This is a genomic window from Agrobacterium sp. LMR679 (assembly GCF_027157905.1).
GTDB lineage: Bacteria > Pseudomonadota > Alphaproteobacteria > Rhizobiales > Rhizobiaceae > Agrobacterium > Agrobacterium leguminum.
Genome location: NZ_JAPVOJ010000001.1, coordinates 1157593 through 1178993 on the forward strand (window position 1 = coordinate 1157593; position 21401 = coordinate 1178993).

The 21401-nt window shown below is 60.4% G+C and carries 11 protein-coding genes and 3 pseudogenes; 7 read left to right on the forward strand and 7 right to left on the reverse strand.

Translation table 11 applies throughout. From position 1 onward, the window contains the following. The first annotated feature begins 90 nt into the window (after positions 1 to 90). From O3W47_RS05365 to pyk, 4 genes and pseudogenes are all read left to right on the forward strand, one after another. A pseudogene (locus O3W47_RS05365) lies at positions 91 to 1397 on the forward strand (MFS transporter). A gap of 27 nt (positions 1398 to 1424) precedes the next feature. After that, a complete protein-coding gene (locus O3W47_RS05370; RefSeq protein WP_020808594.1) occupies positions 1425 to 2498 on the forward strand; it encodes a tartrate dehydrogenase in 1074 nt (357 codons plus the stop codon). Between the two features lie 11 nt (positions 2499 to 2509). Further along, positions 2510 to 3779: pseudogene (locus O3W47_RS05375) on the forward strand (glycerate kinase type-2 family protein). Between the two features lie 27 nt (positions 3780 to 3806). Then, positions 3807 to 5215, forward strand: a pseudogene (gene pyk, locus O3W47_RS05380) (pyruvate kinase). Positions 5216 to 5242: 27 nt separating this feature from the next. On the opposite strand, the gene O3W47_RS05385 reads toward pyk, so the two are convergent. The 6 genes from O3W47_RS05385 to O3W47_RS05410 form a co-directional block, all read right to left on the reverse strand. After that, positions 5243 to 6250, reverse strand: a complete 1008-nt coding sequence (locus tag O3W47_RS05385; protein ID WP_137453566.1) for a 2-hydroxyacid dehydrogenase — start codon at positions 6248 to 6250, stop codon at positions 5243 to 5245. Between the two features lie 60 nt (positions 6251 to 6310). Further along, positions 6311 to 7933, reverse strand: coding sequence for an ABC-F family ATP-binding cassette domain-containing protein (locus O3W47_RS05390; protein ID WP_269313159.1), 1623 nt, complete (start codon positions 7931 to 7933; stop codon positions 6311 to 6313). A 110-nt stretch (positions 7934 to 8043) separates the two neighbouring features. Next, positions 8044 to 9282 (reverse strand): vWA domain-containing protein, encoded by a 1239-nt coding sequence (locus O3W47_RS05395; RefSeq protein WP_269313160.1) that lies wholly within the window; start codon positions 9280 to 9282, stop codon positions 8044 to 8046. Between the two features lie 168 nt (positions 9283 to 9450). Further along, positions 9451 to 10329, reverse strand: coding sequence for a transglutaminase family protein (locus tag O3W47_RS05400; protein ID WP_269313161.1), 879 nt, complete (start codon positions 10327 to 10329; stop codon positions 9451 to 9453). Positions 10330 to 10333: 4 nt separating this feature from the next. Next, positions 10334 to 12739: a circularly permuted type 2 ATP-grasp protein gene (locus tag O3W47_RS05405; RefSeq protein WP_269313162.1), complete on the reverse strand. Its 2406-nt coding sequence runs from the start codon at positions 12737 to 12739 to the stop codon at positions 10334 to 10336. 1 nt (position 12740) lies between these two features. After that, a complete protein-coding gene (locus O3W47_RS05410; protein WP_269313163.1) occupies positions 12741 to 16067 on the reverse strand; it encodes a transglutaminase family protein in 3327 nt (1108 codons plus the stop codon). A gap of 292 nt (positions 16068 to 16359) precedes the next feature. On the opposite strand from O3W47_RS05410, the gene O3W47_RS05415 reads away from it, so the two are divergent. Then, on the forward strand, positions 16360 to 18168 hold the full coding sequence (locus O3W47_RS05415) for an ABC transporter ATP-binding protein/permease (protein WP_137453568.1): 1809 nt from the start codon (positions 16360 to 16362) through the stop codon (positions 18166 to 18168). Positions 18169 to 18194: 26 nt separating this feature from the next. Here the strand turns inward: O3W47_RS05415 and O3W47_RS05420 are convergent, their stop codons facing one another. Then, positions 18195 to 18428 carry a hypothetical protein gene (locus O3W47_RS05420; RefSeq protein ID WP_137453569.1) on the reverse strand — a complete coding sequence of 78 codons (234 nt, stop codon included), beginning with the start codon at positions 18426 to 18428 and terminating at the stop codon, positions 18195 to 18197. 134 nt (positions 18429 to 18562) lie between these two features. On the opposite strand from O3W47_RS05420, the gene O3W47_RS05425 reads away from it, so the two are divergent. After that, positions 18563 to 18952 carry an acyl-CoA thioesterase gene (locus O3W47_RS05425; RefSeq protein ID WP_035260778.1) on the forward strand — a complete coding sequence of 130 codons (390 nt, stop codon included), beginning with the start codon at positions 18563 to 18565 and terminating at the stop codon, positions 18950 to 18952. A gap of 163 nt (positions 18953 to 19115) precedes the next feature. Continuing rightward, entirely contained in the window at positions 19116 to 21359 is a 2244-nt protein-coding gene (locus O3W47_RS05430; protein ID WP_137453570.1) for a polysaccharide deacetylase family protein, read from the forward strand. Positions 21360 to 21401: the final 42 nt, after the last annotated feature.

Genomic DNA, 21401 nt, shown 5'->3' on the forward strand with positions numbered 1-21401 from the left:
CTGTCGATTGAGGTCAACGGCGTCCAGGAGGAAAAGAGTTGATCAGCGCAGGAGGTGCGCTCATCGATTTCAAACTGGGAGGAAAATGCCGTGGCCAGCGAGCTGGAAACGCGCGTCTTGCGCAAAATTACATTCCGCATCGTACCCTTTATCATGCTGCTCTATTTCATCGCGTTCCTCGACCGCGTGAACATAGGTTTTGCGGCCTTGACGATGAATCAGGATCTTGGTTTCTCATCCACGGTGTTCGGCATCGGCGCCGGCATCTTTTCCTTGGCTATTTTCTGTTCGAGGTTCCCTCCAACCTGATTCTGAACAAGGTCGGCGCCCGCATCTGGATTGCGCGGGTAATGATCACCTGGGGGTTCATTTCGGGCGGCATGGCCTTCGTCCAGGGCATTCCGAGTTTTTATGCGCTGCGGTTCCTGCTCGGAATTGCTGAAGCCGGCTTTTTCCCCGGCATCATTCTGTATCTGAGTTTCTGGTTTCCTGCCCGCCGCCGCGCCGCCGTGACCGCAATCTTCATGGCGGCTGCGCCGCTATCGACGGTGCTCGGTTCGCCGATTTCCGGTGCGCTGATGGAAATGCACGGGTTGATGGGTCTCGCCGGCTGGCAATGGATGTTCCTGATCGAAGCCGCACCCGCCGTTATTCTCGGTGTTGTCGTCCTGTTTTATCTGACGGACCGCCCGGAAAAAGCCAATTGGCTGACGACGGAGGAGCGGGACTGGCTCGTCAAGACCATGAACGAGGAACAGGCATCGAAGGCCGCGAAGTCGAGCCATAGCATCTGGGCCGGTCTTGCGGACATGCGCGTCCTTGCGCTTTCGCTCGTTTATTTCGGCACGTCCGCCGGGCTTTATACTCTCGGCATCTGGGCGCCGCAGATCATCAAGCAATTCGGGCTTTCGTCGCTTCAGGTCGGCTTCATCAATGCCGTTCCCGCTATTTTCGCCGTCGTGGCCATGGTTCTCTGGGCGCGCCATTCTGACAGGACAGGCGAACGCACATGGCATGTCGTCAGTGCATGCCTGTTGGCGGCGGTGGGTCTCGCTTTTGCAACCGGCGCCGCCTCGGTCTTTGCCGTCCTCATCGCGCTGACGCTGGTCAATATCGGCATCAGCTGCTCGAAGCCGCCTCTCTGGAGCATGCCCACGCTGTTCCTGTCCGGGCCGGCTGCGGCCGCCGGCATCGCCACCATCAATTCCATCGGTAATCTCGGCGGTTTCGTCGGCCCCTCCGTCATCGGCTGGGTCAAGGACCAGACCGGAGGTTTCAGCGGCGGCCTCTATTTCGTTGCCGGCCTCCTGCTTCTCTCGGCCGCTCTTACCCTCGTCCTGTCGAAGACAAGCCAAAAAAGCGCCGAAGCCGCCAGTGCGGCAAGCCAGCGCCCTTAACCAGCAATATCGTAACGGAGACCAGACATGCGCGAATATTCCATAGCTACCATTCCGGCCGACGGCATCGGCCCTGAAGTCATCGCCGCCGGCACCCGGGTGCTTGCGGCCATCGAAAAGCGGGACGGCGGCATCAAGTTCAATTTAGAGAATTTCGATTGGGGTTCCGATTATTATAAGAAGAACGGTGTGATGATGCCGTCCGACGGCCTGTCGAAGCTGAAGAAGTTCGATGCGATCTATTTCGGCGCCGTCGGCGCGCCGGATGTGCCGGATCACATCACGCTGTGGGGCCTTCGCCTGCCCATCTGCCAGGGCTTCGACCAATATGCCAATGTCCGGCCCACGAAGATCCTGCCGGGCATCACGCCGCCGCTGCGCAATTGCGGTCCCGGCGACCTTGACTGGGTCATCGTCCGTGAAAATTCGGAAGGTGAATATTCCGGACATGGCGGCCGCGCGCATCGCGGTCTGCCCGAAGAGGTCGGCACCGAGGTTGCGATCTTTACCCGTGTCGGCGTCACCCGCATCATGCGTTACGCGTTCAAACTGGCGCAGTCGCGCCCGCGCAAGCTGCTGACGGTCGTGACCAAATCCAATGCGCAGCGTCACGGCATGGTCATGTGGGATGAGATCGCGGCGGAAGTCGCCGAAGAGTTTCCCGATGTGACCTGGGACAAGATGCTGGTGGACGCCATGACGGTTCGCATGACGCTCAATCCGAAGAGCCTCGACACCATCGTCGCCACCAATCTTCATGCCGATATCCTGTCCGACCTTGCGGGCGCGCTGGCCGGCAGCCTTGGCGTGGCGCCAACCGGCAATATCGATCCCGAGCGGCGGTTCCCGTCCATGTTCGAACCGATCCACGGTTCCGCCTTTGATATTACCGGCAAGGGCATCGCCAATCCGGTCGCCACGTTCTGGACGGCGGCGCAGATGCTGGATCATCTCGGCGAAGCCGACGCATCCGCCCGGCTGATGCGGGCGGTGGAACGGGTGACGGGCTCGGGCATCCTGACCCCGGATGTCGGCGGCACGGCAACGACAAACGACGTGACCGACGCCGTTGTCGACGCCATTTATTCCTCCAACGTGTGACCGGATCGACCATGCGCTGGACGGATGAGACCGCAAGAGAGCTGCTGCGCCGGATGTTCGACGCAGCAGTGGCAAGCGCCAATCCGCAGGAAGCGGTGATGCGGCACCTGCCGCCGAAGCCCCAAGGGCGGTGTATCGTGGTCGGCGCCGGAAAAGCCTCGGCGGCGATGGCGGCGGCACTCGAGGCGGCATGGCCCGACGTCGACGTTTCCGGCGTTGTCGTCACGCGATACGGTCACGCCGTCCCGGCTGGCCGCATCCGCATCATCGAGGCGTCTCATCCGGTTCCCGACGAGAGCAGCCTGGAGGCCGGGCGCGCCGTGCTGGATGCGGTTTCCGGACTGTCGAAACGCGATCTGGTCATAGCGATGATCTCCGGCGGCGGTTCCGCCCTTCTCGTTGCGCCCGCTGGCGATATGTCGCTTGCGGACAAGCAGGCGGTAAACAGGGCGCTGCTGGCAAGCGGGGCGACCATCCGGGAGATGAACGCCATCCGCAAGCATCTGTCCGTGATCAAGGGCGGGCAGCTTGCAAAGGCTGCGGAACCTGCCCGCCTCGTGACCATGGTGATTTCCGATGTGCCGGGCGATGATCCTTCCGACATTGCGTCGGGCCCGACCGTCGCCGATGACAGCACCATCGCGGAGGTCCGGGAGATCGTTCGCCCGGCGCGGCATCGCCTTGCCGCCATCGGCACTGGCCGTCCTCGAAAGCGGCCATGAGACGCCCAAATCTCACGACATGGCAAGCGATGTGCGGATGATCGCGACGCCCTCGCTTGCTCTTGAGGCGGCGGCGGAGGTGGCGGCGGCGGCCGGGCTGCGAACGCTGATACTGGGCGATGCGCTGGAGGGTGAGGCGCGGGAACTCGGCACCGTATCGGGCGGCGTCGCACTTTCCGCCGCTACCAGGGGTCATCCGCTGAAAGGCCCCGCGGTTATCCTCTCCGGCGGTGAGGCGACTGTCACCATCGGTTCGGGCGGTGCCGGTCGCGGCGGGCGCAACACGGAGTTTCTTCTCGCCCTTGCGGCCACCTTGAACGGTCGCCCGGGACTATGGGCCATCGCCTGCGATACGGACGGTATCGATGGGACGGAAGATGCGGCGGGTGCGATCGTTACGCCGGACACGCTTGTAAGAGCGGCGGCCCTGAACCTCGACGCGAAGGCCTATCTCGCCTCTCATGACAGCTATCGTTTTTTTGAGCACCTCGGTGACCTGGTGAAAACAGGCCCCACCCTGACCAATGTGAATGATTTCCGCGCAATTCTCGTATTTTGAAGGGCGGCGAAAGCCGATTGATTGATCATGCATCGTAAACGCCAAGCAAAAATTGTCGCGACGGTCGGGCCTGCCAGCGCGTCGCCTGAAATGCTGAAAGCCCTGTTCCTGACGGGCGTCGATACGTTTCGCCTGAATTTCAGCCATGGCTCGCATGAGGATCATGCCCGGGTTTTCCACGCGATCCGGACGATCGAGCGGGAAATCGCGATGCCGATCGGCATATTGCAGGATTTGCAGGGTCCCAAGATAAGGCTCGGGCGCATCGCGGGCGGGTTGGCCAGTGTGTCGGCGGGGGATGTCGTTCGTTTCGTTCTCCGTTCAGAAAGTGGGGAAACGTCGGCGATCCCCTGCCTCACCCCGAAATATTCGCCGCCGTAAAGCCCGGCGACGATCTTCTGATCGATGACGGTCGCATACGTGTCCGTCTTTTGCGCGTCGGGGCGGATGAGCTGGAGACCGAGGTGATCTTCGGCGGCACGATTTCCGACCGCAAGGGCGTCAATATTCCGGGAACAGTATTGGATATCTCGCCGCTCACGACGAAGGACCGCAACGATCTCGCCTTCGGTCTCGATCTCGGTGTCGACTGGGTCGCGCTTTCTTTCGTGCAGAAACCCGGCGATCTCATCGAGGCGCGCGGCCTGATCGGCGAACGTGCGGGGCTGGTGGCAAAAATCGAGAAACCGTCCGCTCTCGAAAAGATCGACGATATCATCAGCCTGTCCGATGTCCTGATGGTGGCGCGCGGCGATCTCGGTGTCGAAATTCCTGCCGAGGAGGTTCCTGGGCGTCAGAAAGAGCTTGTGCGCGCCTGCCGTCAGGCGGTGAAGCCCGTCATTGTCGCCACCCAGATGCTGGACTCGATGGTTTCGTCCGCATCACCCACACGCGCCGAAGCGTCGGATGTTGCCATGGCGATCTATGACGGCGCGGATGCGGTAATGCTCTCCGCTGAAACGGCGACCGGCAGATATCCCGTCGAAACCGTTGAGATGATGGACCGTATCATTCGCAGTACAGAAGGTCACAAGCTCTATAATTCGATCCTGCGGGCGACGGAACCGGCGCTGCAGCCTACACCCGCCCATGCGGTGGCCGGTGCGGCGGCCGATGTCGCCACCGCGGTCGGTGCGCCGGCCATTGTAGCCTTCACATCGAGCGGCGTGACGGCGGCTCGCATAGCACGGGAGCGCCCGTCTTTGCCAATCGTGGCGATCACGGCGGATATGGCGGTGGCACGCAGGCTTTGCCTTTTATGGGGTGCAATCAGTCTTTGTGATGAAGATCTTGGCGTTGACGACAGGTTCGAACAGGCGGCATGGCTTGCGAAACATGTCGGTCTGGCCCGCGCCGGTGATAATCTCGTCATCGTCAGCGGTATTCCGTTCGGCCAGTCCGGTACGACGAACAATCTGCGCGTGGCCCGATTGTGACATATCGGACCTTATTGTTCGCGACTTTTAGGGGCTTGCTAGCTGCTCCGTGGAAACCGCATGTAGCGCCCTGCCGGTCCTGAAAAAGCTTTCGATATTGCCGATCGTGGTGTCCGCGATGTTCCTGAGGGCCTCCTGCGTGAAGAAGCCCTGATGGCCGGTGACCAGAACATTGGGGAAGGTCAGCAGCCGCGCAAAAACATCGTCGCGCAGCACGTCGTTGGAAAGATCCTCGAAAAAGAGATCGGCCTCTTCTTCATAGACATCGATGCCGAGACTGCCGATCGTGCCGTCTTTCAGGCCCGCAATCGCGGCCTGCGTATCGATGATGGCGCCGCGGCTGGTATTGACGAGCATCACGCCCTTTTTCAGCAGCGGCAGCGTCTCCCGGCGAATGAGGTGACGGGTCTCCGGTGTGAGCGGGCACATCAGCGCCAGAATGTCCGATGTTCGAAACAGTTCCTCGCGCGTGACGTAGACCATGCCCAGTGCTTCACAATCTGGATTTGGCCGTACGTCATGGCCGACGAGACGGCAGCCGAAGCCGGCCGCAATGCGCGCGAAAATCGCCCCGATCTTGCCCGTGCCGACAATGCCGACCGTCTTGCCGTGAAGATCGAAGCCGAGAAGGCCATCTAGGGCGAAGTTTCCTTCGCGGACACGGTTATAGGCGCGATGAATCTTGCGGTTGAGCGACAGGATGAGCGCCATGGTGTGTTCGGCGACCGCATAGGGCGAATAGGCCGGCACGCGCGCAACGGTCAGGCCGAGCTTTTCGGCGGCGGCGAGATCGACCTGATTGAAACCGGCGCAGCGCAGGGCGATGAGCCGAACACCCATTTCAGCAAGCTTTTCAAGCACCGGCCGCGACAGGTCGTCGTTAACGAAGGCGCAGATCGCCGCCGCTCCCTCCGCCAGCGCCACTGTCTCGAGAGACAGGCGTGCTTCGCAATATTGCATCCGCATACCAGCATGGGCGGCAGCGTCAAGGAACTGCCTGTCATAGGGCTTGGCGCTGTAGACCACGAACCGCATCTGTTTCTCCAGTCTCCAAACGAAAGCTGCCGTTACAGTGCGACGCGTCCGGCAGGTGGCTTAGCTGCGAAGGCCCGGTGCTTCCTGTCCCGTGCTTTCGACATATTCGGTATAGCCGCCGCCATATTGGTGGATGCCATCGGGCGTCAGTTCCAGCACCCGGTTCGAAAGCGCGGCCAGGAAATGGCGGTCGTGCGAAACGAACAGCATCGTGCCTTCATAATCCGACAGGGCCTTGATCAGCATTTCCTTGGTGTCGAGATCGAGATGGTTGGTCGGCTCGTCCAGCACGAGGAAGTTCGGCGGATCGAACAGCATGGCGGCCATGACGAGACGGGCCTTTTCGCCGCCGGAAAGAACACGGCAGCGTTTTTCCACGTCGTCGCCGGAAAAGCCGAAACAGCCGGCAAGGGCGCGCAACGGCGCCTGCCCCGCCTTCGGAAAACGTTCCTCCAGCCATTCAAGAATGGTGCTGTCGCCATCCAGCACATCCATGGCGTGCTGGGCGAAATAGCCGAGCTTGACGCTGGCGCCGAGCGTGACATTGCCGGAATCCGGTTCCGTTGTGCCGGTCACCAGCTTCAGCAGCGTCGATTTTCCAGCGCCGTTGACGCCCATGATGCACCAGCGTTCCTTGCGCCGCACCATGAAATCGAGCTCGCCATAGATCGTGCGGCTGCCATAGGCCTTATTGACCTTCTTTAGCGCCACGACATCCTCGCCTGAGCGAGGAGCGGGGGCAAATTCGAAAGCCACCGTCTGACGCCGTTTTGGCGGCTCGACGCGGTCGATCTTCTCGAGTTTCTTCACGCGGCTCTGCACCTGCGAGGCGTGCGAAGCGCGGGCCTTGAAGCGTTCGATGAACTTGATTTCCTTGGCAAGCATGGCCTGCTGGCGTTCGAACTGCGCCTGCTGCTGCTTTTCGTTCTGCGCGCGCTGCTGTTCGTAAAAACCGTAGTCACCGGAATAGGTGGTGAGATTGCCGGCATCGATTTCGATGATCTTGGTGACGATGCGGTTCATGAATTCGCGGTCGTGCGACGTCATCAGCAAAGCGCCGTCGTAGTTTTTCAGGAAATCTTCGAGCCAGATCAGGCTTTCGAGATCGAGATGGTTCGACGGTTCGTCGAGGAGCATCACGTCCGGGCGCATCAAGAGGATACGCGCAAGCGCCACGCGCATCTTCCAGCCGCCGGAAAGCTTGGAAACATCGCCGTCCATCATCTCCTGGCTGAAGCTCAACCCGTCCAGCACTTCGCGCGCACGGCCTTCCAGCGCGTAGCCATCCAGTTCCTCATAACGCGCCTGCACTTCGCCGTAACGTTCGATGATGGTGTCCATCTCGTCCATCCGGTCGAGATCGGACATGGCGGCTTCCAGTTCCCGAAGTTCGGCTGCCACTTCGCTGACGGGGCCTGCCCCTTCCATGACTTCCGCGACGGCCGAGCGGCCGGACATTTCACCGACATCCTGATCAAAATAACCGACCGTCATACCCTTTTCGACGACGACCTGGCCCTCGTCGGGTTGCTCTTCGCCGGTGATCATCCGAAACAGCGTGGTCTTGCCGGCGCCATTCGGGCCGACAAGGCCGATCTTCTCGCCGCGATTGAGCGCGGCGGAGGCCTCGATATAGAGAATACGGTGACTGTTCGACTTGCTGATGTTTTCGATGCGGATCATGACAGGGCCTGTGAATGGGAGCGGCCCTCCTATGCCACGGGCCGCCGCCGCTGTCACCTGCCGCACACGTCTTGTCAGCCATGCAGCCGACAAGACGGTGCGGAAACAGATCAGTTGGTGAGCGTGGCTATGCTGCCGGCAGCCTTGCGGGCGATTTCGCCAAAGGCTGTGACGATCTGCTCCATGTTTTCCGGCGCGTAATAATTGTCGAGGCTGGATGCGCAATATTGCAACAACGACTTGCCCTTGTCCGGCGCCATGAAGGCGACGCTGAAAATCTTGATCCCGTCTTTCTTGGCGGTCTCGCAGGTGGTGCGCACGGACTGGTCGATGCTGGAATTCCACGAGGCGCTGTTGCCCGTCATTTCACCGTCGGTCATGAGAACAATATAGCGCTCGAAGGATTCGTTCCCCTGCGCTTTATGCGCTTTCGCTTCATCGGTGTTGGCTTTTTTAAGGGCGTTATAGGCGGCGGTCAGGCTGCTGCGGGCATCGGTGCCGCCGGTAGGGAATTCCGGGATTTGCTTGTCGACGTAGCTGACAACGCTGCTCGTACCCCAGCTGATGGGCTGGGCCGGATAGGTCTCATGTGTATAGACCGAGGCGCCTGTGCGAACGAGCTCGGAACCGCCGCTTGCGGTATAGGTCGGGTCAGCTTTGTTCAATGTTGCGACAAGGAACCCGACGGCGGTTTTGAGCGAGGTAGCCTTGTTGACATAGCAGGGACTGGACGTGACCTGCGCTTCGCTCTTGCCCCAATTGTTGGAAGTGTAGTTCGGGCACGATTTTTTCGCGGTATTGATGGTGTCCGTCTTGAATGACATCGAACCGGAACGATCAAGCGCCAGATACATGGAGATCGGTGCGCCCTTGTTGACGGTGCTCTTTGCGGTGCCGGTTACCGAAAGATCGAGTGTTTTTGCGCCAATGAACCCCAGCAGCGGATTGAGCTGTACTCGGTGGTTGATCGTGGTCTCAACGGTGTAGGTCTTGCCGCGGGCATTTTCGCTTGTCGTGATATTGGTCGGAGAATTCTGCTCCAGTTCCTTTTTCTCTTCTGCGGTCAGGTTCTTTTCCATCTGGGCCGCGATGAAGTTCCTGGCGATTGCCTTGATCTGCTCGTCCGTCAGGTCGCCCATTTTCAAACGGGCCTCGGTCGCTGCCGCAAGGGCTGCAGAATCCGCGGTATTCTGCATATCCGCTTTCACCTGCATCACATTCGCCAACTCCATGCCGGCGCCGGCAAAACCCAGCAACACCGGCAGCAGAATGGCCGTCATCATGCCGAAATTACCGCTGGTATCGGCAAAAAAACGGCGCTTCGGTTTTTGATTTGCAGAGGCGGTCATGACGGGCTCACGGATTAGAATATTCGACTGAGCGCAGAAAAGCCGCAAACGATGTAAAATCCGCTAACGCGATCGGTTCAATTTTAAGAAGCGTTCAAATTGGAGCAGTTTTCGAAGTATTTTCAAGAATTGTTTGGCGCGATGGCCGCAATAATACACATCGTGTCATTATTGGACGGGGACGACGTCGACGGCCTGCTTTATCTGCTGGTTGCCATAGCTCTTCAAGACGCCGATCACAGGGGCGACATCGGAATAATCCCGGCCGTAACCGACGACGATATGGTCGCTTCCGGCGACGATATCATTGGTGGGATCGAGTTCCAGATAACCGGCGGCTTCTCCGCACCAGACGCGAACCCAGGCATGCATTGCATCGGCGCCTTCAAGCCGTTCCTTGCCCGGTGGTGGAATGGTGCGCAGGAAACCGCTGACATAACCGGCGGGAATGCCGAGGCTGCGCAGCGCCATGATCATGATATGCGAAAAATCCTGGCACACGCCGCGCTTCAGCCTGAAGGCTTCCGATGGCGTCGTATCGACGGTCGTCGCCTCGCCGTCATAGGTAAAGTCCTTATGGATGCGCTTGCACAAAGAGAGCGCGATTTCGCGAATGGTCATTCCGGGTTTCAGCAATTCCCGGGCATAGGCGGATATTGCCGCATCCATTCCGATCCTTGGGCTTGCGCCGATGAAGTGGTGCGGCGACTGGAAATCGAGCGACCAGACATCGGCCAGGTCCTGCGGCAGGCGGGAGAGTTCCGGAGAGAAATCCGCCGTTAGCGCCGGCGCTTCCACCATCACGCGGGCCTGCATGCGGATATCCAGCTTTTCATGCGGCGCGCGCAGATGCACTGACGTGGCCGATTGATGAAAGAAATCCTCGAAGGTGGCACGTTCTTCCGGCACCGGCGAAACATCGATGGAGCCGGCGACAAGCCGCTGCCGGCCGGGGATGGAGAGCGGCAGGACACGGATGATGTGGCGCGCGCCGTGGGCCAGCGTGTCGTAGGTGTAACCCATATGCAGGGAAAGATCGTAAAGCATAGGATTATCCGAGATAGGTCCGGGCCAGAACATCGGAGAGATGTTCCATGTCGGTTTCGAGCTGGCGATAGATCGCGCCGTTCATGTTTTCCGGCGTCATCACCGCAAGCCCGGAATGCAGACGCATCGCCTCGCGGTAGAAGGGCGACATCTGACCGTTCACGAAGGCGTTCGGAAGCTGTTCCACCTCGGTGCGGATCTCGTTCAGCTGGAACAGGATAGAGCGGGGATTGAGCGGGTCGAGCGCCAGAAGATCGGTTACGGTCAGGCCGGCCGTATTGACGTTGTAGCGGCGGCGATGGGTCATGACGCTGTCGCCGATTTCGAGCAGCATGTCACAGGAGCCGTCGGGCGCATCCGGGCCGGTCATATGGCCGAGAAGACGCGTCATATGCAGGCCGCGCTCCAGGTAACGGCCGATCGACAGGAAACGCCAGCCGGTGAAGCGATACATGTTTTCGTGCACGAGACCGGCAAAGCCCGCAAGCTTGCGCAGCAGGATCGTCATGGCATGGGTAGCGTCGTCGCCGGGGGCGACTTTCGCGTGGAAACGGCGGGCGGTCTTGGCAAGGTCGTTCAGCGCCAGCCACCCGTCAGGCGAAAAGCGGTCGCGGATATTGCTGGCGGAATAAAGCGCGCTGTTGATGTTGTTCAGCAGGCTTTCCGGCACGGCATCGCTCATCTCCACATCGAGCGCTTCGAGATAGCGTGTCACATGCGCGAGCAGAGGCTGGCGCGGATCGGCGGATTCGGCATAACGCCCATGCCAGGCGCGCAGGATGCGCAGGGCGCCTTCGGAGCGTTCGATGTAGCGGCCGAGCCAGAAGAGATTGTCGGCTGCACGGCTCGGTAGGCTGCCCGGCATATTGCGGGTAAAGCTTTCTTCCGCCGGCAAAAGCGTGGTGCGTTCCACCGGCTTGTCGCTGACGATCCAGACATCCGCAGCGCTTCCGCCCGATTGCATGGCGATGGCGGAGACATCGTTGCTGCTGCCGATACGGGCGAAGCCGCCGGGCATGATCTGCCAGCCATCCTGGGTGCGCGCGGCAAAAACGCGAAGGCTCATCGGGCGCGGCACGAGCTTGTTGTCGATATAGGCCGGGGTTGTCGAAAGCGTCACCACTTCCTGTCCCACCAGCCTGTGGCCGTCGGAGGCGAGCCAGTCGCTGATCGATTCCTTCGCCGTTTCGCGCAGCGACGAGCCGAGCACGGACTGACCGTTGTCGTCAAAGAAGGGAAGCCGGGAATAAGCCGGGCCGATGACCATGCCTTCGATATTGCCGGCGACATGGCGGCGTTCCGATTCCTGCCCGCACCACCAAGTGGCAATCGATGGCAGTTTCAGCTCCTCGCCCAGAATGTGGCGGCAGATGCGCGGCATGAAGGCGAGCAGCGCCCGCGTCTCGAGAATGCCGCTGCCGAGCGCATTGACGACGGTGAGCGCCTCATTGCGCAGCGCCTGCACCATGCCCGGCGTGCCGATATGGGATTGCTGGTTCAGTTCCAGCGGATCGGAATAGGAGGCGTCGAGACGCCGCCAGAGAACGCCAACCGGTTTCAGTCCCGCTACGGTTCTGACCATGACGCGGCCGTTGACAACGGTGAGGTCTTCGCCTTCCAGCAGCATGAAGCCGAGATAACGGGCGATATAGGCGTGTTCGAAATAGGTTTCGTTGGCGGGGCCGGGCGTCAGCACGGCGATCCGGTCGTCGGGGTGCTTTCTTTGCGCCTGCAGCGTGTCGCGGAAAGCGCCGAAGAACGAGGCCAGACGATGCACATGGGTTTCGGCATAGATATCGGAGAGCGCGCGGGTGGTTGCCACCCGGTTTTCGAGCGCGAAACCCGCACCGGAAGGCGCCTGCGTCCGGTCGGCCAGCACCCACCAGTTGCCGTCAGGTCCGCGCCCGATCTCGAAGGAACAGAAATGCAGATAATGGCCGCTTGCCGGTTTTACGCCGACCATGGGCCGCAGATATTCCGGATTGGAGGCGATCAGGGCCGGCGGCACGAAACCTTCCTTGACCAGCCGGTTTTCGCCGTAAAAATCGGCGACCATGGCTTCCAGAAGATTGGCGCGCTGTTTCAGCCCCTCGGAAAGAACCGCCCACTCCCTGTCGTCGATCAGGACCGGAATATGGGAGATCGGCCAGTTTCTTTCGCTGCTGCCCTTGCCGTAATCGCGATAGAACACACCGGCATCGCGCAGATAGCGGTCGGTGCGGGCAAAGCGCTCGTGCAATTCCCGTTCCGACATGCGCGACAGGGCGTCGAGCAGGGTCTTCCAGACCGGCCTGACCTTGCCGTTGGTATCGAGCATTTCGTCGGCAACGCCCGGCAAGGGGGAATATTCAAGCCCACGCGGTTGCGCGCTCGTTTCCGTCTTGCGTTCCGTTGCCGGGGCTTTGGACAATTTACACTCCGTAAGGCCGACGCAGATCGAGCGTCAGCGGAAATTCTGGCGACATGGTTTCCGCCTGTAGCGGATATTGCCCTGCCGTATGCCCCCATGGTTCGAAACGGGCGAGGCGGCGTGCCTCGGCCTCATTGCCGTTGACGGGAAACGTCTCGTAATTGCGCCCGCCCGGATGAGCAACATGGTAGATGCATCCGCCGATCGATCGCCTCGACCATGTATCATAAATGTCAAAGGTCAAGGGTGAATTGACGGGCAGAACAGGATGCAGGCCGGAAGCCGGCTGCCATGCCTTGAAGCGAACGCCGGCGACCGCGACACTGCGGTTTTCCGTCGGGGTCAGCGGCACGGCGCGGCCGTTGCAGGCCACCGCGTAACGGGCGGGATTGGAGGTTTCCAGCCGCACCTGCAGGCGCTCGACGGAGCTGTCGACATAACGCACCGTTCCGCCGATGGCGCCCTGTTCGCCCATCACATGCCAGGGCTCCAGCGCCTGGCGCAGTTCCAGCTTCGCGCCCTCATATTCCACCTCGCCGAAGAAGGGGAAACGGAATTCCTGCTGGGCGGTGAACCATTCCGGCTTGAGGTCGAAACCGTTTTCCCTGAGGTCGGCAAGCACGTCGAGGAAATCCGCCCAGATATAATGCGGCAGCATGAAGCGGTCGGCGAGCGCCGTACCCCAGCGCACGAATTTGCCGGCGGCCGGCTTTTTCCAGAAGCGGGCGATGAGGGCGCGCACCAGCAATTGCTGGGCGAGCGACATGCGCGCGTTGGGCGGCATTTCGAAACCGCGGAATTCCACAAGGCCGAGGCGGCCGGTCGGCCCGTCAGGCGAAAACAGCTTGTCGATGCAGATTTCCGCGCGATGGGTATTGCCCGTCACATCCGTCAGAAGATTGCGGAACAGCCGGTCGACCAGCCATGGCAGCGGCGGCACGCCTTCTCCGGGGGCAGGCACCTGCGCAAGCGCGATCTCCAGCTCGTAGAGACTGTCGTGGCGGGCTTCGTCGATACGCGGCGCCTGGCTCGTCGGGCCGATGAAGAGACCTGAGAAGAGATAGGAGAGCGAGGGATGCCGCTGCCAGTGCAGAACGAGGCTTTTGAGAAGATCGGGCCGGCGCAGGAAGGGGCTGTCATTGGGGTTGGCGCCGCCCACGACCACATGGTTGCCACCGCCGGTGCCGGTGTGGCGGCCGTCGATCATGAACTTGTCGGCGCCGAGACGCGACTGGCGCGCCTCCTCATAAACAGCCGTGGTGATGTCGACGCAATCCTTCCAGCCCGCGGCGGGGTGGATGTTGACCTCGATGACGCCGGGATCGGGTGCGACGCGGATCACATTGACGCGCTCGTCATGCGGCGGCGCATAACCCTCGATATGGACGGGCAAGCCAAGATCGGCGGCTGCCGCTTCCGCTGCCGCAATCAGTTCCAGATAGTCCTCGATACGCTCCACCGGCGGCATGAAGACGCAGAGCCGACCGTCACGCGGTTCCACCGACATGGCGGTGCGCACCGCGCCGCCGATTTCGCCGAGCGTCTGTTCTATGCGCTCCTGCCCCGGGGCCTCGCTGGCATGGAAGGAGGCTTCGGGCATGGCGCGGCCCGATGGCGTCAGGACGTCGGGAAGCGGACCGCGGGGGATCGAAGGATCAGCTTCATGAATATAGGGATAGGCGGATGGCGGCACATAGGGCAGGGTGCCGAGCGGCAGGCGGTAACCCACCGGGCTGTCACCCGGAACGAGGAATATTTTACCGCGCCGCGTCTTCCATTTTTCGCTGATCCAGCGTTTGCCCGTGGCGCGCGCATTCCACGCCTGAACGGGAAGAATATAGCCGGTCGGTGTCGTCAGCCCCCGCTCGAAGACGCGGGCCATGCGGTTTCGCTCTTCCGGGTCTTTCAGCTTGGAATTGGACGGGTCGACGTTGTCGGGAAGGCTGCCTTCCTTGATGATCCATTCGGCCGGATCCTCATAGGCCGGCAGTACCAGTTCCGGCTCGATGCCGAGATGGGAGGCTATGCCACCCAGCAGTTTCTGCGCATCTTCCGCCTTGACGCCTGTATTTGCGCCCTCCTCGGCGATCAGCGCCGGATTCTGCCAGATCGGCAGGCCGTCCTTGCGCCAATAGAGCGAAAAGGTCCAGCGCGGCAGGCTTTCGCCCGGATACCATTTTCCCTGCCCGTAATGCAGAAAGCCGCCCGGTGCGAAACGCTCACGCAGGCGGCGGATCAGGGCATCGGCCTTTTCACGCTTTGTCGGCCCCACCGCGCCGGTGTTCCATTCGTCGGATTCGAAATCGTCGATGGAAACGAAGGTCGGTTCGCCGCCCATGGTCAGCCGGACGTCATGGCTGTTCAGAACGTCATCGACCTCCTGGCCGAGCGCATTGAGTTCCTCCCAGCTTTCATCCGAAAAAGGTTTGGTGATGCGCGGCGTTTCGGCAACCCGCCGGACCTGCATGTCGAAGGCGAATTCCGTATTGGCATGGCCGTAATAACCGCCGGAAATCGGTGCCGCATTGCGGTAATGCGGGGTTGCCGCCAGCGGAATATGGCTCTCGCCCGTCAGAAGTCCCGAGGTGGGGTCGAGGCCGATCCAGCCGGCGCCGGGCATATAGACTTCGGCCCAGGCGTGCAGATCGGTGAAGTCCACTTCTGTGCCGGATGGGCCATCCAGCGCCTTCAGATCGGGGGTGAGCTGAATGAGATATCCCGACACGAAACGGGCGGCGAGGCCAAGATGGCGCAGAACCTGCACGAGCAGCCAGCTGGTATCGCGGCAGGACCCCTTGCCGGAAGCAAGCGTTTCCTCCGGCGTCTGGACGCCCGGTTCCATGCGGATGACGTAACCGATCTCCTGTTGCAGGCGGGCATTGAGGCCAACGACCATGTCCACCGTCTGTTGCCCCGGTGTGCGGTCGACGGTGGCCATGAAGGCGGCGAGCAGCGGGCCTGTCGGCTCCGGCTTCGTGTAGATGGAGAGATCGTCACGCAATTCCTGCGGATAGTCGAAGGGCCACTTTGTCGCCTCTTCCTCCACAAAGAAATCGAACGGATTGTAAACCGTCATATCGGCGACAAGATCGACCTCGATCTTAAATTCCGTCGCCGGCTCGGGAAAAACGAAGCGGGCGAGGTAATTGCCGTAGGGATCCTGCTGAAGGTTTACGAAGTGATTGGAGGGCGAAACCTTGAGCGAATGGCTGATAACGCGGGTTCTGGAATGCGAGGCGGGCTTTAATCTTATGATCTGTGGTCCAAGGCGAACCGGATTATCGTATTTATAATGCGTCAGATGATAGATGCTCGCTTTGATCGCCATTAATCTGCCTTGCCCGGTTTTCCGGCTTATGCGGTTTGTCCGCCCCTCTGAAATTATTCGGATTTTGTGCAATGCAGGAAAAGAAAGCAAGGATCATTTCCGGGGGCAACCGCATTGTTGGTCGAGGCCGCGATATTTGCCCGCGGTAAGAATTGTCCGGGCTTTTCAATCATCGCCGCTGAGATTTCGCCGGGATTGTGGACAAGGTCGAACGGCGTGTTATTGCTTGGCAACGAAAGGCGCAGAATCGCGACCCGCTTTCTTTGCCGACTGACGTTTCGGAATGGAATGAATGGCAACAACGGTGACCGACGATCAGCGCAAAAGCGCGGCTAATCTTTCGGGTTTCGATCTCGATTTCCCGGCGCAGCTGCGCATGATGGGGCGTGCCTTCTGGACCTCGCCGGTGCGCACCCGGCTGATCTTGCTGTCGATAGCGCTGCTCACGGTGATATTGCTCACCGCCTATGGGCAGATCAGGCTCAATGAATGGAACGCGCCGTTTTACAACGCGCTGGAGCGGCGCGATCTTGCCGCCTTCATTCACCAGCTGGAGGTCTTCGCCATCATCGCGGGGCTGTTGCTTCTCCTCAACGTCATCCAGACCTGGCTGAACCAGATGACGGCGCTGAACATGCGCGAGGGTCTTGCCAAGGATATGGTGGATCAATGGCTGAAACCGGGGCGGGCCGCCCGTCTTGCCGGTTTCGGCACGATTGCGATCAACCCCGACCAGCGCCTGCATGACGATGTCCGCAACCTTGCTGAAAGCAGCACGGCGCTTTCTATCGGTCTCGTCAATGCGACGATCCTGCTCGTCAGCTTTATCGGCGTCCTCTGGTCGCTCTCGGCTGGTTTTACCATCACCATCAGCGGCGATACCTATGCGATCCCCGGCTATATGGTCTGGGCGGCGATCCTTTATGCCGGTTCGGCTTCCCTGCTCAGCAATCTCGTCGGTTATCGGCTGGTGGGGCTGAATGCCGAGCGTTATTCCAAAGAGGCGGAGCTTCGCTTCTCACTGATGCGGGCCAGCGAAAATCTTGCCGCCATTGCCCTTGCGCGCGGCGAAAAGAACGAAAGGCGGCGGATCGGCATCGATATTGATGCGGTGCTCGGCGTCATTCGTGGGCTCGCCATGGCGCTAACCCATCTGACATGGGTTTCGGCAGGATATGGCTGGCTGGCGGTGGTGGCGCCGATCCTGATCGCGGCTCCGGTTTATTTCTCCGGCAACCTCACCTTCGGCGGATTGATGATGGCCGTCGGTGCGTTCAACCAGGTCAACACGGCGCTGCGCTGGTACATCGACAATTTCGGGCCGATCGCCAGCTGGAAGGCGACGTTGCAGCGCGTTTCGGTGTTCCGTAACGCGCTTATCCAGATGGACAGCGTCGAACAGCACGGCCTGACGATCGATTTGCAACGTAGTGCGGAGAACGAAAAAATCCGCCTCCAGGCAGTGGTGATCTGCCGCGATGCGGGTGGGCAGGATCTGGATCGCGGCTTCCAGCTGCGCGAGAGCGAAGTCGAGATCGGGCCGGGCGAACGGCTGATGATCAATGGCGAGCAGGGCGTGAACCGAAGGCTGCTGTTTGCGGCGATGGCAGGCCTGTGGCCCTGGGGACAGGGCAGGATCGAGATGCCGGAACAGTCCGACACGCTTTTCATCGCTCAGCACGGTTATCTGCCGGCGGGATCGCTGCGTGAAATCCTCGCCTATCCGCGCGCGCCCCAGCGTTTTGCCGATGCGGATTATGTCTCGGCGCTCACTGCCTGCGGGCTTGGCGAGATGGCATCCCGTCTCGAGGAAAACATTCGCTGGGACAAAAAACTGGATTCAGACGAGCAGGCCAGTATCCGGGTGGCCAATGCCCTGCTGCTGAAGCCGAAATTCGTCGTTATCGACGATTTGCTCGAAGGGCTGGAAAAACAGACGCAGGATACGCTGGCGGAAGTTCTGAACGGGATCGACGGCGCGGCGATCATCTATATCGGCCGGTCGGAAACATTTCTGTCGGTTCTCGCCCCGGCTGTGGCGCATCTCGACCATACCGCGCAGAAGGAAAATATCTCCAGGGCCGGGAGCGCTCCGGAATAGGTCATTATCGGGCCATTCGGGGCGGACTAGAGCCGCAAATGCCATTTGTCCGAATCGAGCCGCTGTTGTTTGGCAAGGCTTATGGTGGTGTCCGGCTCCATCTGCGAGCGAAGGGCAAGGGTGCCGGTCGCCAGGCTGATGGCGACGACGCTGGCGACCACCAGGACGATACGGTCGTAGCGCTGCTGTATTGTGTTGTTTCCGCTCCAGTCATAGGCCATTCGCACGCCCTCGCGTTTTTTGGAATCGTGCCTCATCATGGTTAACCGAAGCTTACGATAGCTCTGTGATTCCTTGCTGTTTTGGAAGGGCTGCCGCGACAAATCGGCTATTGGCGGATGAGGTGCGGTTGTTTAAGTCCGGCAGCGGGAGGCTTGTGAAAGGACTTTGAGACATGGACCAGCAACCGCCCGCCGATATGGAACTCACGCTCAGAACGCTTGCGATGCCCGCCGATGCCAACCCGGCCGGCGATATTTTCGGCGGCTGGGTCATGTCGCAGATGGACCTTGCCGCTTTCGTCCGCGCCAATGATGTGGCCGGCGGCCGCACCGTTACCGTCGCAGTCAATGAGATCGTCTTCAAGAAGCCGGTCAAGATCGGCGATACTTTGTGTGTCTACACCAAAATCGAAAAGATCGGCCGCACCTCCGTCACGCTGAAGATCGAAGCCTGGACCCGCAGACACTATCAGGATTCACGCGAAAAGGTGACGGAGGCCGTCTTCATCATGGTCGCGGTGGATGACAACGGCGATCCACGCCCCGTCCGCAAGGAGGCGTGAGGCGGCCTCTCCTTTTTTTTCAAAGCAATTCCGAAGCGCCTGCAAAAGATCAGGCGTTTCGGATTTTTCGCAATTCGATATCCGTCCGCCCAATACTTTAGAAATATCCAATTTATTTATCAATTTTTGCGATCAAGATATGGAATAGGACGGGGATCAGGCTTTGACCATTCCAGGTGTTGTTATTGTCGGCGGCGCTCACGGCACACTCGCCCTTGCCCGAAGCCTCGGCGCCCTGAATGTGCCTGTTTATTACCTCACTCACGATTCCCCTTTGCCGGGTTGGTCGCGTTTCGTGCGGGAAACGATCCGCTGGGCCGGCCCGCATGATGCCGGGGCACTGCCGTTCCTGCGTCAAATGGCGGACAAGCATGGTTTGAAGGGCTGTCTGCTCGTGCCGTCCGGCGACGGAGAGGTCCAGCTCGTTGCGCAACATCGTGAGGAACTGTCCTCGCTCTACAAAATCATCCTGCCGGATTGGACGGCCCTGCAATGGCTCTGCGAAAAACCGTTGCTTTACCAGCGCGCCGCAGAACTTGGCGTCAGTATTCCGCGAACCTATGCGCTGGCATCGGCCGCTGACATCGATACGCTGGACATATTGTTTCCCGTCATTCTCAAGCCGAATATGGGGGGTGGCGATACCACCATCGCCCGGGCGAAAGTCATTCGCGCCGATGACCGACATGCTCTGAAAACGGCTTTTGCCGATGCGAGCGGAGAGATCGGCGCCGGCAATGTCGTTGTGCAGGAACTCATTCCGGGTGGGGGAGAAAGCCAGTTCTCCTACGCCGCGCTCTGGCTGAATGGAGAGCCGGTAGCGGAATTCACTGCCCGGCGCGCCCGGCAATATCCTGTCGATTTCGGCTATACCAGCACCCGCGTCGAGGTCGTCGACAACGGGCAAGCGGTGGATGCGGCCCGAAAAATACTGAAATCGGCCGGCCATAGCGGGCTGGTCGAGGCGGAATTCAAGCTCGACGGCCGGGACGGGAAACTGAAGCTTCTCGATGTCAATCCGCGCCCATGGTCATGGTTTGGCCTTTGCTCTGCGGCGGGCATCGACCTTGGCGCCCTGCTATGGCGGGTCGCCAATGGCGAGCCGGTCGGCCAGCCCGGCAATGCGCGGCAGGGCGTCTCCTGGTCCTATCTTGTCCGCGATGCCGTTGCCGCCTTCACATTGGCCCGGAGAGGGCAGGCGAAAATCGGCGACTATTTCGCGTCTCTGGGCAGGATCCGCAGTTGGGCCGCCTTTGCGCCGAATGATCCCTTGCCGGGTCTGATCGACCTGCCGCTGACGATCTCGAGAGTCGTGAGAAAACGCCTTCTTCCCGGCCTGACATCAGGACAATCGGGGAGGATGTTTTTTCAGCCGATAAAACGCCTTGTGAAATATGGGGCCATAAGGGCGGGGCTGGAGGTGAGTTCTCTCCCGGCCGTCCGCTCGGCATTTCCGTCTTTTGCCGGTCGTGGTGTGATCTTCACGCTTCATCACGTGCGCCCCGGAAGGGCTGTTTCGGCTTTCGCACCCAATGTGCAATTGTCCGTCACGCCGCAATTTCTGGAAGAGGCGATACAGGCCGCACTCGAATGCGGTCTCGTTCCCGTGCATCTGCACGATCTGCCGGCTCTGCTTGCCGATAATCACGAAGGCCGGTCGTTCTGCGCCTTCACGCTTGATGACGGCTATCGAAACAATGCCGACTATGCCGCGCCGATCTTCCGTAAATATGCCGTCCCCTACACGATTTTCATCACGCCGGGTTTTGTGAAGCGAACACGCAGCCTGTGGTGGGAAACCGCTGCTCTCCTGACGCAGAAAGCCGCGTCTTTCGAATTCGATTTCGGGGCGGGGCCGGAGCAGGTGGCATGCGCCAGCCCTTCGCAGAAAGTGGAGGCATTCACGCGGCTTGAAGATTTTGTCCAGAACTTTTCGGAAGACGAGGCGGTGGAAAGGATCGATCGTATCGCGAGGCAGCACGGCGTCGATCCCATCGCGATCGTGGACGAACTTGTCATGGATGAAGATGAGCTCAGGGTGCTGGCGAAGGACCCTCTGGTGCATTTCGGCGCGCATACCATGACGCATGTGAATATGCGCAAGATCGATGCGGCGCGTCTGGCTTATGAGATTGCGGAATCGGCGCGCCGGGTGGAAGCCTATGCCGGCAACCGGCCACGGTCCTTTTCCTATCCCTATGGCTGGGTGAAGGCCGTGGGAGAACGTGAAGCGAAAGCAGTTCACGATGCAGGATTTTCCGCGGCCGTGACCACGCAGGCTGGCGTTATCGGTTCCCACAGCCTTGAAAAGCCGACGCAGTTGCCGCGTGTATCGTTGAATGGACGCTTTCAGAAAAAGCGCTTCGTCAAGGCGCTCATCTCGGGCCTGCCCTTCCGGTTCATCTAGCCACGTTGTTCGTTCGCCATCTCCCGGCCGTCTCGCCATATA